Below are 14,313 nucleotides of genomic sequence, written 5' to 3'. Positions count from 1 at the left end.
GAGCCTCCGGCCCGTGTCCGTACCGGCACCCGTACCCGTACCCGTGTGCGGGGGCGGGCGGCCCCGTCACAGGTTCCGGAAAGAAAATTGGCCGGTCGTTGAACACAATCACGCCCGCCATGCGTACTCATGACCGTGCGGCGGCGCAGCAGGGCGCTGCAACACCCTTGCGATTATGGGGAGTTGACGATGAAGACCTCCTGGCGGAGCGCCTCACTCGTGGCGAGCGCCGCGGCGGTCCTGGCGCTGACGACGGCGTGTGGTCAGGACAGCCCTCCGGCGGCCAGCCAGAACGTGGGTGCCTCGGCAGCGCCCGGGGACTACGGAAGCATCGGCACCGGGAACTCGGTGGGCGGCACCGCGGGCGGCCAGCAGGCCTCGCCGAGTCCTTCCAGCCCCTCCACCCCCGCGGGCAAGCTCTCTGTCGCCACCGCCGAGGAGGTCGGCAAGGTGGTGACCGACAGCCTGGGCCTCACCCTGTACCGGTTCGACCAGGACACCGACCAGCCGCCCAAGTCGAACTGCGACGGCGACTGCGCCAAGACCTGGCCGCCGGTGCCCGCGGACGACGCCGAGGCCGGCGAGGGCATCGACAAGGCGCTGCTCGGCTCGGTCACCCGCGCCGACGGCACCAAGCAGCTCACCGTCGCCGGCTGGCCCGCCTACCGCTACGCCAAGGACGTCAACGCCGGTGACGTCAAGGGCCAGGGCGTGGGCGGCAAATGGTACGCGCTGGCCCCCGACGGCAAGAAGGCACAGGGCGGCGGGGCCGGCGGCGCGGGGGCCGAGGCGCAGCCCGGGCTGTCCACCCGCAACGACCCCAAGCTCGGCGAGATCGTCGTCGACAAGAACGGCATGACCGTCTACCGGTTCAAGAAGGACCAGGCCTGGCCCAAGCCCGTCTCCAACTGCTCCGGCGCGTGCCTGGAGAAGTGGCCGCTCGTGGAGCCCGTCGACTACGCCGACACCAAGGGCATCCAGGAGAAGGGCTACATGGTCTTCGACCGGACCGACGGCAAGGGCAAGCAGCAGACGATCAACTGCTCACCGATCTACACCTTCGCCGGTGACAAGGCTCCCGGCGACACCAACGGCCAGGGCGTCGGCGGCACCTGGTACGCCGTGCGGCCCGACGGCAAGCTGGTCGGCGCGCCGGAGAAGTAGAGAGACCTCCCAGGGTTGATCATCTCGTCCACCCGACGGAGCCGACCCGGTCCGCCCCTCCGTACCCACGGAGGGGCGGACCTTTTGCCGTGCTTCACCTGCAGCCGTCGGATGTTCGCCGCATGTTCGAAGGTCAGGCGCGCGGGTATCAATTCGGCACGTGCCGCAGGCAGTGACCGGGAACGGATGGTCAATTTCCGTTTCGGGTCGCTCCATTGCCGGGCGATCAGTAGCCTCTGCTCGAACACCGGATCGCCTACGCCTTGGAGAGATAGATGGAGCGTCCCGCCTGGGCCCCACGGAGCATCGACATCTCGGTGCCCAGCGTCTCCCGGATGTACGACTACTACCTGGGCGGATCGCACAACTTCGAGGTCGACCGGCAAGCGGCCCGCAAGGCCATGGAGTTCATGCCGGGACTCCCCAAGATCATGCAGGCGAACCGGGCGTTCCTGCGCCGCGCCGTGCGGTACGCGGCCGAGCAGGGCATCAGCCAGTTCCTGGACATCGGCTCCGGCATCCCCACCTTCGGCAATGTGCACGAGGTGGCCCGGGCCGCCCGCCCCGGCGCGCGCGTGGTGTACGTCGACCACGACCCGGTGGCCGTGGCGCACAGCCAGGCGGTCCTGGAGGGCGAGGACGACGCGGCCGTCGTCGCCGCGGACCTCCGCAAGCCCCAGGAGATCCTGCACAGCCCCGAGGTGGAGCGGCTGATCGACCTGAATCAGCCAGTGGCGCTGCTCCTCGTTGCCATACTGCACTTCGTGGAAGACGAGGACGACCCGTACGGGGCGGTGGCCGAACTGGGCGAGGCGCTCGCGCCCGGCAGCCTGCTCGTGCTCACCCACGCCTCGTACGAGGGCGTCCCCCTGCCGCCGGAGCGGGCCGGTGGCGCGGTGAACGTGTACGAGGACATCCGCAACCCGCTGATCATGCGCTCGCGCGAGGAGATCGCGCGGTTCTTCAAGGGGTACGACATGGTGGAACCCGGACTGGTGGCGATGCCGCGCTGGCGGCCCGACACCGCACCGGAGGACGAGGATCCGTACGCGTTCTCCGGCTTCGCGGGCGTGGGGCGTACGGCGTGATCGCGGAACCGGACGGGCCGGAGGACAGACTGCGCCGGTTCGCGACGATCTGGAGCCGGGCCGTCTTCCCGGTGACCTCGACGTCGTCGACCCGGCCCGAGTTCGAGGAAGAACTGCTGCCGCTGGCCCGGCGGTTGAGCCGGGCGCTGCTGGCCCGGGCCTTCGACGCCGACGAGGGCAGGGCGGTGGGCGCCGCCCTCGTGGATGCGCACTGCACCGACCCGGAGGCGCTCAGCCGCACGCTGGACTGCGTGGACGCCTACCTGGTCCTGTACTGCGGCGGCGACGGCGACTAGGAGGACCTGCGGGCGCGCTCCGCACGCCTCCAGCACGCGATGGCCGCCGGCTTCGCGCAGGCCCTGCGCGAGCGGACGCTGGCCGAGCAGGAGGCCATCGCCCAGGCCGCCCTGCGGGCGCAGGGCGTGGTGGCGCAGGCCCTGCACGCGACCGAGGCCCGCTTCCGCGCGGTCTTCGAGGGCGCGGCCATAGGCATCGGCATGGCCGACCTCGACGGCAACATCCTCCAGGTCAACGGCGCGCTGCTGCGCATGTTCGGGGTCTCCGAGCAGACGATGCGCACCCGCAACGTCAGGGAGTGGACCCACCCCGACGACGCGCCGCAGACCTGGCGGCTCTATGACGAACTCGTGCGCGGCGAGCGTGAGCACTACCACGTGGAGAAGGCGTTCTACCGCCCTGACGGAACGGTCCTGTGGACGAATCTGACGGTCTCCCTGCTACGGGACGCCGACGGCAGCCCGCAGTACCAGCTCGCGCTCATGGAGGACACCACCGAGCGGCGGCTGCTCAACCTGAGGCTGCGCTACGAGGCCACGCACGACGCGCTGACCGGGCTGCCGAACCGTACCTTCTTCTTCGAGCGCCTGGAGAAGGCACTGGGCGCCGGGAAGGGCCAGCGGTTCGGTCTGTGCTACCTCGACCTCGACGGCTTCAAGACCGTCAACGACAGCCTCGGCCACGCGGCCGGCGACCGCCTGCTGGTGGAGGTCGCCGACCGGCTCCAGTCCTGCGCCACCGCGCCCGGCGAGATGGTCGCCCGGCTCGGCGGCGACGAGTTCGTGGCCCTGACCACGGGCCCCGACACCCAGCGCGAGGTCGACGAGCTCGCCACGCGCATCATGAACGCGCTGCTCGCCCCGATCAGCGTCGACGGCCGGGAACTGACCGTGCGCGGCAGCATCGGCATCGTCGAGGGCCCGGCCGGGGAGCGCAGCCCGGCGGAGGTGCTGCGCAGCGCCGACATCACCATGTACCGCGCCAAGTCGGCGGGCGGCAACCGCTTCGAACTCGCCGACCCGGAGGCGGACGCCCGCGCCATCACCCGGCACGGGCTGACCACGGCGCTGCCGACGGCGCTGGAGCGGGGCGAGTTCTTCATCGAGTACCAGCCGCTGGTCCACCTCGGCGACGGCAGTGTGCGCGGCGCGGAGGCCCTGGTGCGCTGGCTGCATCCGCAGCACGGGGTGCTCGGCCCGGACCGGTTCATCCCGCTCGCCGAACACACCGGGCTGATCGTGCCGCTGGGCCGGTGGGTCCTGGAACAGTCGGTACGGCAGGCCCGCGAGTGGCGGGAACTGCACGGTGGCGTCGAGGCCGTGGGCCCGCTGCGGATCAACGTCAACCTCTCGCCCTGCCAGTTGACCCACCCCGGTCTGGTCCAGGACACCGTCGACATCCTGGAGCGCACGGGCATCGAACCGGACGCCCTGTGCCTTGAGGTCACGGAGTCGGCGCTGATCGGAGCGGACGACGACCTGCTGAAACCGTTGCGCCGGCTGGCGGAGATGGGCGTCGACATCGCCCTGGACGACTTCGGGACCGGCTACTCCAACCTCGCCAACCTGCGCCGCCTGCCGGTCAGCATCCTGAAACTGGACCGCTCCTTCACCCAGAGCATGCAGCAGTTCCCGGCCGACCCCGTCGACCTGAAGATCGTCGAGGGGATCGTCTCCCTGGCCCACAGCCTGGACCTCGCGGTGACGGTCGAGGGCGTCGAGACGGGTGCGCAGGCCGAACAGCTGCGGATACTGGGGTGCGACACGGCCCAGGGCTGGTACTACGCCCGCCCGGGCCCGCCGGACAGGTTGCACGAGCTGGCACTGGCGGACGCAACGGGCTGAGCTGGAGCGGCCCTTCAGGGGCGCGGGGAACTGCGTGACCAGCCACGCACCACCCGCACCCTGAACGGAGCTCACGAACAACGGCGGCTAGGAAACGCCACCTCACCGCTCAAGCAGCATCCGCTGCAACTCCCGAGCGGCCCGAGGCGGAGCCACATCGCTGCGGTGCGCCAGCGCGATCGTGCGGTGGAGGCCGGGCCTGGCCAGCGGAGTCACCCGCAGACCACGGCCCGACCTCGCCGCCACCATCCGCGGCACGACGGCGACCCCCAGCCCGGCGCGTACAAAACCCAGCACCGCGTCCATCTCCCCGCCCTCCACCGCGAAGTCCGGCTCGAACCCCTCCGCGCGGCACGCCGCCACGGTCAGTTCGCGCAGGTCGTAGCCGTGCCGGAACATCACCAGACGCTCGCCCTCCAGATCGGCGACGCGTACGGTGCGCCGGCCCCGGCCCGGGCTCGACGCGTCCGGGGAGGAGACCACGACCAGGTCCTCGCGCAGCAGCTCCACCGTCGTCAGCGCCGGGGACGGCGTCGGCAGGGGCAGCACCACGAGGGCGAGGTCCAGCGCGCCGCGTGCCAGCTCCCGCACCAGGTCGTGCGAACCGCCCTCCTCGATCAGCAGCCGGATGCCCGGGTAGCGGTCGTGGAAGGCGCGCAGCACGTCCGGCAGCAGGCCCGTGCACAGACTGGGCGTGGCACCGAGCCGCACCCGCCCGCGCCGCAGCTGCGCCAGCTCCAGCACCTCGTGCCGGGCCGTGTCCGCGTCGGCCAGGATGCGCCGGGCCAGCGGGAGCAGGGCCTCACCGGCGTCCGTGAGCGTGATGTTGCCGCGCGCCCGCAGGAACAGGTCCGCGCCCAGCTCCCGCTCCAGCGCCTTGATCTGCTGCGACAGCGACGGCTGCGCGACATGCACCAGATCGGCGGCCCGGGTGAAGTGCCGGGTCTCGGCGACGGCCACGAAGTACTGGAGCTGGTGGAACTGCATACTCCTACGATAGCCCTTGCCTATGGAATCAAGCCGCACCATGTCTTGGACCGATCGGCTCCGCGTCCGTAGCGTGCTGTGACATGGCTCTGGCAACGCGGACGGACCGACGGCCGTCCATCGCACGCACCGTGTGGGACTCCACCGTCGGCAAGAAGACCGTGATGGCGGTCAGCGGGCTGATCATGCTGCTGTACCTGGTCGCCCACATGATCGGAAACCTGAAGATCTACTTCGGGGCCGGCGAGTTCAACGCGTACGGGCACTGGCTGCGCACGGTCGGCGAACCGTTCATGCACTACGAATGGACGCTGTGGCTGATCCGCGTCGTGCTGGTCGTCGCCGTCGTCGCGCACGGCGTCTCCGCGTACCAGCTCAGCCGCCGGGACATCAGGGCACGGCCCAGCAAGTACGTCCACAAGAAGCCGCGCGCGAGCTACGCGACGCGGACCATGCGGTGGGGCGGGATCATCCTCGGCCTGTTCATCGTCTGGCACATCCTCGACCTGACCACCGGCACCGTGCACTCGGGCGGCTTCCAGGAGGGCCACCCGTACCAGAACGTCGTGGACACCTTCTCCACCTGGTACGGCAACGTCATCTACATCGTCGCGATGCTCGCGCTCGGCCTGCACATCCGGCACGGCTTCTGGAGCGCCGCCCAGACCCTCGGCGCCGGCAGCCGCACCCGCGACCGTGCGCTGAAGACCGTCGCCAACGTTCTCGCGCTGCTGCTCACGGCCGGGTTCATCGCCGTACCCGTGGGCGTCATGACCGGAGTGGTGAGCTGACATGACCTACACCGACTACACGACCGGTGAACCGGTCGCCGACACCAAGGCCCCGAAGGGCCCCGTCCACGAGCGCTGGGACAAGCGCCGCTTCGAGGCCAAGCTGGTCAACCCCGCCAACCGGCGCAAGCACACCGTCATCGTCGTCGGCACCGGCCTCGCCGGCGGCTCCGCCGGGGCCACCCTCGCCGAACAGGGCTACCACGTCGTCCAGTTCTGCTACCAGGACTCCCCGCGCCGCGCCCACTCCATCGCCGCGCAGGGCGGCATCAACGCCGCGAAGAACTACCGCAACGACGGCGACTCCGTCCACCGGCTGTTCTACGACACCGTCAAGGGCGGCGACTTCCGGGCCCGCGAGTCCAACGTCCACCGCCTCGCGCAGATCTCCGTCGAGATCATCGACCAGTGCGTGGCCCAGGGCGTGCCGTTCGCCCGCGAGTACGGCGGTCTGCTCGACACCCGTTCCTTCGGCGGCGTCCAGGTCTCGCGGACCTTCTACGCCCGCGGCCAGACGGGACAGCAACTGCTGCTCGGCGCCTACCAGGCCCTGAGCCGGCAGATCGCCGCGGGGAACGTCGAGATGCACCCGCGCACCGAGATGCTCGACCTGATCGTCGTCGACGGGCGGGCGCGCGGAATCGTCGCCCGCGACCTCGTCACCGGCAAGATCGACACGTACTTCGCGGACGCGGTGGTGCTGGCCAGCGGCGGCTACGGCAACGTCTTCTACCTGTCGACGAACGCCATGAACTCCAACGCGACCGCGATCTGGCGGGCGCACCGGCGCGGCGCCTGGTTCGCCAACCCCTGCTTCACCCAGATCCACCCCACCTGCATCCCACGCACCGGCGACCACCAGTCCAAGCTGACGCTGATGAGCGAGTCGCTGCGCAACGACGGCCGCATCTGGGTGCCGAAGGCAAGGGGCGACAACCGCCCGCCGGGCGAGATCCCCGAGGACGAGCGCGACTACTACCTGGAGCGCGTCTACCCGTCCTTCGGCAACCTGGTGCCGCGCGACATCGCCTCCCGCGCCGCCAAGAACGTCTGCGACGAGGGCAGGGGCGTCGGCCCCGGCGGACAGGGCGTGTACCTGGACTTCGCCGACGCCATCAAACGCATGGGCCGGGGCGCCGTCGAGGCCAAGTACGGCAACCTCTTCGACATGTACCAGCGGATCACCGACGAGGATCCGTACGAGGTACCCATGCGGATCTACCCCGCCGTGCACTACACGATGGGCGGCCTGTGGGTCGACTACGACCTCCAGACCACCATCCCCGGCCTGTTCGCGATCGGCGAGGCCAACTTCTCCGACCACGGGGCCAACCGGCTCGGCGCCTCAGCGCTGATGCAGGGCCTGGCCGACGGCTACTTCGTGCTCCCGGCGACCATCAACGACTACCTCGCCCGCAACCCCCACAAGGAGCAGGTCGACGCCGGCCACCCCGTCGTCCAGGAGGTGCTGGCCGAGACCGAGGACCGGCTCCACCTGCTGCTGTCCGTCGACGGCGACCGCACGCCCGACTCCTTCCACCGCGAGATCGGCGAACTCATGTGGGAGTTCTGCGGCATGGCGCGCACCGACTCGGGGCTGCGCAAGGCACTGGAGCGCATCCCGCAGATCCGCGAGGAGTTCTGGCGGCGCATCAAGGTGCCCGGCACCGGCGAGGAGTTCAACCAGTCGCTGGAGAAGGCCAACCGCGTCGTCGACTACCTGGAGCTGGCCGAGCTGATGTGCCTCGACGCGCTGCACCGCGCAGAGTCCTGCGGCGGCCACTTCCGCGAGGAGTCCCAGACGCCCGACGGCGAAGCGGCCCGCAAGGACGACGAGTTCGCGTACGCGGCCGCCTGGGAGTTCACCGGCACCGGCGAGGCTCCGACCCTGCACAAGGAAGACCTGGTCTTCGAGTACGTCCACCCCACCCAGCGGAGCTACGCATGAAGCTCACCCTGCGCGTCTGGCGGCAGCGGAACGCCGACGCCGAAGGCGCCATGTCCACGTACGAGGTGGACGGGATCTCCCCGGACATGTCCTTCCTGGAGATGCTCGACACCCTCAACGAGGAGCTCATCCTCAAGGGCGAGGACCCGGTCGCCTTCGACCACGACTGCCGCGAGGGCATCTGCGGCGCGTGCTCCCTCGTCATCAACGGCGATGCGCACGGGCCCGAGCGGACGACCACGTGCCAGCTGCACATGAGGTCGTTCCAGGACGGCGACACGATCGACATCGAGCCGTGGCGGGCGTCGGCGTTCCCGGTGATCAAGGACCTGGTCGTTGACCGTTCGGCGTTCGACCGGATCATCCAGGCGGGTGGATACATCACCGCGCCCACGGGTGCGGCTCCCGAAGCGCACGCCACGCCGGTGCCCAAGCCGGATGCCGACTTCGCCTTCGAGCACGCCGAGTGCATCGGGTGCGGGGCGTGTGTCGCGGCCTGTCCCAACGGGGCGGCGATGCTGTTCACGTCCGCCAAGGTCAACCACTTGAATGTGCTGCCGCAGGGGGCGCCCGAGCGGGAGACGCGGGTGCTGGACATGGTGGCGCAGATGGACGAGGAGGGGTTCGGGGGGTGCACGCTCGCCGGGGAGTGCGCCACGGCTTGTCCCAAGGGGATTCCGCTGATGTCCATCACCAGCATGAACAAGGAGTGGTTGCGGGCTACTCGGCGGGTGGGCAAGCGGTAGTACGCCGGGTGCGGGTGGGCGTCGCACCTCTGGCATTCAGCGTTTCGGCATCCGCGCTCCTGGCAGTGGTCACGCGGTGGTCAGTCGGCATGGGCACAACAGGGGGTGGCGGCACCGCTCGCCGCCCCGGCCCGTGACCAGGAGAGAGCCATGACCGGCGTACTGACCGTCGACCGTCCCGCGCAGCCCACGGCCCCCACCCGCTACACCGTCGCCCTCGCCCGGAACGAGGAGGACGTGCGTGCCGCACAGCGGCTGCGGCACGACGTCTTCGCCGGGGAACTGGGCGCCCTGCTCGCCGGCGCCCAACCGGGGCTGGACGTCGACCCGTTCGACGCGTACTGCGACCACCTGCTCGTACGCGAGGAGACGACCGGCCAGGTCGTCGGCACCTACCGGCTGCTGCCGCCGGAGCGCGCGGCGGTCGCCGGGCGGCTGTACTCGGAGAGCGAGTTCGACCTGGGCTCCCTCGCCGGCATCCGCCCCGAGCTCGTCGAGGTCGGCCGCTCCTGCGTGCACCCCGACCACCGCGACGGCGCGGTCATCAGCCTCATCTGGGCCGGGATCGCCCGCTACATGACCGACCGGGGCCACGAGTGGCTCGCCGGCTGCTGCTCCGTCCCGCTCGCCGACGGCGGCGCCCTCGCCTCCGCCACCTGGGACCGGGTGAGCGCCAGGCACCTGTCGCCGCCGGAGTACCGCGTCCGGCCGCTGCTGCCGTGGGTCCCGGGCCCCGCGCCCGCCACCCGCGTCGAACTGCCCGCCCTGCTGCGCGGCTACCTGCGCCTCGGCGCCTGGGTGTGCGGCGAACCCGCCCACGACCCGGACTTCGGCGTCGCCGACCTGTACGTGCTGCTGCCGATGAGCCGGGTCAACCCGCGCTATCTGCGGCACTTCCTGTCCCTCGTGCCCGCGTGATGAGTGCCTGGCTGCCCACCGCGCCCTGCACGCCCCGGGCTTGTGTGGAGGCACCGGCGGGGGTGCCGGCGCGTGCCGTGCCGCGTGCCGTGCTCCGGCTCACCGGGATCGTCCTGCTGCTGCTCGCGGGGATCGCGCTGTCACCGCTCGGCGCCCGGATACCGGCGTCCCTGATCCGTCGGTGGTGCCGGTGGATCGTGCGGGCCGCCGGTGTCCGGGTCCGCGTCACCGGCGCCGCCGTCCCCGCCGGCGGACTGCTGCTCGTCGCCAACCACATCTCGTGGCTGGACATCCCGCTGCTCGCCGCCGTACGCCCCGCCCGCATGCTGGCCAAGACCGAGGTACGGCGGTGGCCGGTCGCCGGGCCGCTCGCCGCCCGCGGCGGCACCCTGTTCATCGACCGGGACCGGCTGCGGGCCCTCCCGGACGCCGTCGCCCGTATCGCCCGGGCCCTGCGCGAGGGCGCCGCCGTCGCGGCCTTCCCCGAGGGCAGCACCTGGTGCGGCCGGGCCCAGGGCACCTTCCGCCGGGCCGTCTTCCAGGCCGCCCTGGACGCAGGGGTGCCGGTCCAGCCGGTCCGGCTCGGCTACCGGCACGCCGACGGAGCGCCCACGACGGCCCCCGCGTTCGTCGGCGACGACACGCTGCTCGCCTCCCTGTGGCGGGTGGCGTCGGCGCGCGGCCTGGTCGCGGAGGTCGAGGTGCGGCCCGCCATTTTGCCAGGCAGCCACCCTGACCGCCGGTCTCTCGCCCGCTCCGCACAGTCCCAGGAGACGGCGGCGCCGGCGTGGACGCACACGGTGCTGGTGGCGTAGGGCGCGTAGCGGTCCGGCGGCGGTGCCGTGTCCGGCCCGCCGCGGGCTCGGTGAGCCAGTCAGCCGGCGCTCGCAGCGACCGGCCACGGCGGCGGCACGGGCGAGGGCGGCGAGCAGCGGCCGCCCCCCTTCGGCCGCCGCACGGGGCCCGCCGTGCGCGGCGGGCCGCGCGGCACCGAGGGCGCTGCCGTCCGCGCCACGCGCTCGCGCCACCCGCCCGCCCCACGACGGCATCGCCGTCGACCGGTTCGTGGGGGTACGACCCTTGTGCCGCAGGCGCCCCCTTCCCGTCCGGCGGCAGCGGCGGGACCGGTCGTTCCCCGACCGGCCTCAGCCGCCCTGGGCCAGTGCGCGGGCGAGATACGGCGCTGTCCTGCTCCGCGCCGAGCGTGCCACGTCCGCCGGCGGGCCTGCCGCCACGATCCGGCCGCCCGCGTCGCCGCCGCCCGGGCCGAGGTCGACGACCCAGTCCGCGCCCGCGACGACGGACATGTCGTGCTCGACGACGATCACGGTGTGCCCGGCGTCGACGAGGCCGTGGAGCTGGCGCATCAGGACGTCCACGTCGGCCGGGTGGAGGCCCGTCGTGGGCTCGTCGAGGAGGTAGAGCGTGTGGGCGCGCCGGCCGCGCTGGAGTTCGCTCGCCAGTTTGATGCGCTGGGCCTCGCCGCCGGACAGCTCGGTCGCGGGCTGGCCGAGGCGGAGGTAGCCGAGGCCCACGTCGAGCAGGGTGGCGAGGCTGCGGGCGACGGCCGGGGTGTCGGAGAAGAACTCCGCCGCGCTCTCCACCGTCAGATCCAGCACCTGCGCGATGTTCCGCCCCCGGTACGTCACCTCCAGCGTCTGCGGGTTGTACCGGGCTCCGCCGCAGTCCGGGCAGGGCGCGTACGTGCTCGGCAGGAACAGCAGCTCCACGCTGACGAACCCCTCGCCCTGGCAGGTCTCGCAGCGTCCGCCCGCCACGTTGAAGGAGAACCGGCCGACGCCGAAGCCGCGTTCCAGCGCCCCGTCGGTGGCCGCGAACACCTTGCGCACGACGTCGAAGAGGCCGGTGTACGTCGCGAGGTTGGAGCGCGGGGTGCGTCCGATCGGCTTCTGGTCGACCGAGACCAGCCGGCCCACCCCGGCCGTGTCCCGCGTGATCTCCCCGATGAGCGTGGACTTGCCGGAGCCGGACACCCCGGTCACCGCGGTGAACACGCCGAGCGGGAACTCGGCGGACACACCGCGCAGGTTGTGCCGGCTGACCGGACCGGTCTTCAGCCACCCGCTCGGCGCGCGCACCTCACGCGGCGGAACGGGGGAGCGGTCGAACAGGTAGCGGGCCGTCGCCGACTCCCCGACGTCCGCCAGCGCGGCGACCGGGCCGCTGTGCAGCACCCGCCCGCCGTGCTCGCCCGCGTGCGGACCCACGTCCACCAGCCAGTCGGCGCCGCGCACCACATCGAGGTGGTGCTCGACCACGAACACCGAGTTCCCGGCCGCCTTCAGCCGCTCCAGCACGACGAGCAGCGCCTCGGTGTCCGCCGGGTGCAGCCCGGCCGACGGCTCGTCGAGGACGTAGACGACACCGAACAGGCCGGAGCGCAGCTGGGTGGCCAGGCGCAGGCGTTGCAGCTCGCCCGCGGAGAGAGTGGGGGCGGGCCGGTCCAGGCTCAGGTAGCCGAGGCCGAGTTCGACGACCGGCGCGATGCGCGAGGTGAGGTCGTCGGTGAGCACCCGGGCGGTCCGGGACGTCGCGTCGAGCGCGGCGGCCAGCTCCGCCAGCGGCAGCGCCGCCAGCTCGGCGATGGTCCGGCCGCCGAACGTCACCGCCAGGGCCTCGGGCCGCAGCCGGCTGCCACCGCAGGCCGGGCAGGGCGCGCTGGTCAGGAAGCGCTCGGCCTTCGCCCGCAGAGCCGGACTCCTGGAGTCCGAGAACGTCTTCATCACGTACCGCCGGGCGCTCATGTACGTGCCCTGGTACGGCCGCTGGATGCGGTCCGCGTCCCGCACCGGGTGCACGGTGACCACCGGCTGCTCGTCCGTGAACAGGATCCACTCACGCGCGTCGGCGGGCAGCTCCCGCCACGGCCGGTCCACGTCGTACCCGAGCGCGTCGAGGACGTCCCGCAGGTTCTTGCCCTGCCAGGCGCCCGGCCACGCGGCGATCGCGCCCTCGCGGATCGACAGCGACGGGTCGGGGACCAGCAGCTCCTCGCTCGTACGGTGCACCCGGCCGAGCCCGTGGCACTCCGGGCAGGCCCCGGCCGCCGTGTTGGGCGAGAAGGCGTCGGAGTCGAGGCGCCCGGCGCCGGACGGGTAGGTGCCGGCCCGGGAGAACAGCATGCGCAGCGAGTTCGAGAGGTTGGTGACGGTGCCGACCGAGGAGCGGGAGGTCGGAGCCGCGCGGCGCTGCTGGAGCGAGACGGCCGGCGGCAGACCGGTGATCTCCCCGACCTTCGGTGCGCCGACCTGGTGGATCAGCCGGCGCGCGTACGGCGCGACCGACTCGAAGTACCGCCGCTGCGCCTCCGCGTAGATCGTGCCGAACGCCAGCGACGACTTGCCCGAGCCGGACACGCCGGTGAACACGGCCAGCACGTCCCGGGGGATGTCGACGTCGACGCCCTTGAGGTTGTGCTCGCGGGCGCCGCGGACACGGACGTACGGGTCGTGGGGGCCGTGAGGGTCGTGCATGGGCAACGACTCTAACCGGAGGTGATCGCGGCCAGCCGCCGGTAGGAGTCCAGCAGCGCCTCGCGGTCGTAGGTGCTGGTGGTGACCAGGACCTCCTGCGCTGCCGTCTCCTTCAGCACCGTCTCCAGCTCGTGCGCCACCTGCTCCTCGGTGCCGGCGATGTGGCCGGTCAGCCCGGACTCGTACAAGCCCCGCTCCTTGCCCGTCATGGTGAGCGCCTCGACGCGCTCCGCGGGCGGCAGGGGCGGGAAGGTGCCCTGCGTGCGGGAGTACGCCATGGACCAGGCCTCGGGGATCAGCAGCCGCCGGGCCTGCTCGGGTGTGGCGGCCACGGCGATCGTGCCGGAGATGACGACGTACGGCTCGCTCGCCCACGCCGAGGGGCGGAAACTGTCGCGGTAGCGGTCGATGCCGCGCCGCATCCTGTCCCGGTCGCGGAGGTCGCCGATCACCAGGGGCAGGCCGAGGCGGGCCGCGATGCCGGCGCCCTCGCCCATGGCCAGGACGAACGGCGGCACGGCCAGTCCCTCGGCGGGACGGGCGTGCACCCCGGCCGGGGAGGTGCCCCCGAACCAGCCGAGCAGCTCCCGCAGCTGCGCCTCGAAGTCCTCCGCGTCCTCCTTGTCACGGCCCAGGGCCCTGCGCACCCCGTCCGTGAAACCGACGGACCGTCCCAGCCCCATGTCGATCCGCCCCGGGAACAACGACTCCAGCACCCCGAACTGCTCGGCCACGACCAGCGGCCGGTGGTTGGGCAGCATCACCCCGCCGGTGCCGACCCGGATCGTCCGCGTCGCGCCCGCGACCGCCGCCGCCAGCACGGTCGGCGCGGAACCGGCGACCCCGGGAACGCCGTGATGCTCCGACACCCACAGCCGGTGGTACCCGAGCCCCTCCAGCTCCCCGGCCAGCCGCACGGTGTCACGCAGCGCCTCGGGATGCGTGTGCCCCTCGCGGGTGCGGGAGCGGTCGAGGACGGAGAAACGGGTCGACGCGATCACTGAGCTCACCTCAGGTACAACACCCGCGAAGCGCA

At 72.0% G+C, this 14,313-nt stretch carries 10 protein-coding genes and 1 pseudogene; 8 read left to right on the top strand and 3 right to left on the bottom strand.

Annotated features, from left to right (window positions below; genetic code table 11):
* Positions 1-189: 189 nt before the first annotated feature.
* From ACFZDA_RS12155 to ACFZDA_RS12145, 3 genes and pseudogenes are all read left to right on the top strand, one after another.
* The gene (locus tag ACFZDA_RS12155) at positions 190-1,164 is read left to right on the top strand and encodes an SCO0930 family lipoprotein (protein WP_391078823.1); all 975 of its coding nucleotides are present in this window, start codon (positions 190-192) and stop codon (positions 1,162-1,164) included.
* Positions 1,165-1,439: 275 nt separating this feature from the next.
* Positions 1,440-2,252, top strand: coding sequence for an SAM-dependent methyltransferase (locus ACFZDA_RS12150; protein WP_391078821.1), 813 nt, complete (start codon positions 1,440-1,442; stop codon positions 2,250-2,252).
* A pseudogene (locus ACFZDA_RS12145) lies at positions 2,249-4,393 on the top strand (putative bifunctional diguanylate cyclase/phosphodiesterase). Before ACFZDA_RS12150 ends, ACFZDA_RS12145 begins: the two are co-directional and overlap by 4 nt.
* A 102-nt stretch (positions 4,394-4,495) precedes the next feature.
* On the opposite strand, the gene ACFZDA_RS12140 reads toward ACFZDA_RS12145, so the two are convergent.
* Positions 4,496-5,380 (bottom strand): LysR substrate-binding domain-containing protein, encoded by an 885-nt coding sequence (locus tag ACFZDA_RS12140; RefSeq protein WP_391078818.1) that lies wholly within the window; start codon positions 5,378-5,380, stop codon positions 4,496-4,498.
* A gap of 119 nt (positions 5,381-5,499) precedes the next feature.
* On the opposite strand from ACFZDA_RS12140, the gene ACFZDA_RS12135 reads away from it, so the two are divergent.
* From ACFZDA_RS12135 to ACFZDA_RS12115, 5 genes are all read left to right on the top strand, one after another.
* The gene (locus ACFZDA_RS12135; protein WP_391080101.1) at positions 5,500-6,171 is read left to right on the top strand and encodes a succinate dehydrogenase; all 672 of its coding nucleotides are present in this window, start codon (positions 5,500-5,502) and stop codon (positions 6,169-6,171) included.
* A gap of 1 nt (position 6,172) precedes the next feature.
* Entirely contained in the window at positions 6,173-8,119 is a 1,947-nt protein-coding gene (locus tag ACFZDA_RS12130) for a fumarate reductase/succinate dehydrogenase flavoprotein subunit (RefSeq protein WP_391078816.1), read from the top strand.
* Complete coding sequence (locus ACFZDA_RS12125; RefSeq protein ID WP_391078813.1) at positions 8,116-8,865, top strand: succinate dehydrogenase/fumarate reductase iron-sulfur subunit; 750 nt, start codon at positions 8,116-8,118, stop codon at positions 8,863-8,865. The genes ACFZDA_RS12130 and ACFZDA_RS12125 overlap by 4 nt, the downstream gene beginning before the upstream one ends.
* A gap of 150 nt (positions 8,866-9,015) precedes the next feature.
* Positions 9,016-9,783 carry a GNAT family N-acyltransferase gene (locus tag ACFZDA_RS12120; protein WP_391078810.1) on the top strand — a complete coding sequence of 256 codons (768 nt, stop codon included), beginning with the start codon at positions 9,016-9,018 and terminating at the stop codon, positions 9,781-9,783.
* On the top strand, positions 9,783-10,598 hold the full coding sequence (locus ACFZDA_RS12115) for a 1-acyl-sn-glycerol-3-phosphate acyltransferase (RefSeq protein ID WP_391080098.1): 816 nt from the start codon (positions 9,783-9,785) through the stop codon (positions 10,596-10,598). The genes ACFZDA_RS12120 and ACFZDA_RS12115 overlap by 1 nt, the downstream gene beginning before the upstream one ends.
* Before the next feature lie 330 nt (positions 10,599-10,928).
* Here ACFZDA_RS12115 and ACFZDA_RS12110 read toward each other — a convergent pair whose 3' ends face one another.
* Together ACFZDA_RS12110 and ACFZDA_RS12105 are read right to left on the bottom strand one after the other, a co-directional pair.
* Positions 10,929-13,277 (bottom strand): ATP-binding cassette domain-containing protein, encoded by a 2,349-nt coding sequence (locus tag ACFZDA_RS12110; protein WP_391078808.1) that lies wholly within the window; start codon positions 13,275-13,277, stop codon positions 10,929-10,931.
* Between the two features lie 11 nt (positions 13,278-13,288).
* The gene (locus ACFZDA_RS12105; RefSeq protein WP_391078805.1) at positions 13,289-14,287 is read right to left on the bottom strand and encodes an MsnO8 family LLM class oxidoreductase; all 999 of its coding nucleotides are present in this window, start codon (positions 14,285-14,287) and stop codon (positions 13,289-13,291) included.
* Between the last annotated feature and the right edge of the window lie 26 nt (positions 14,288-14,313).

Origin of the sequence: Streptomyces sp. NPDC007991, assembly GCF_042958445.1 — a bacterium.
Taxonomy (GTDB): Bacteria; Actinomycetota; Actinomycetes; order Streptomycetales; family Streptomycetaceae; genus Streptomyces.
The sequence above is the reverse complement of the archived record's forward strand: the minus strand, read 5'-3'. Positions and strand labels throughout refer to the sequence as shown.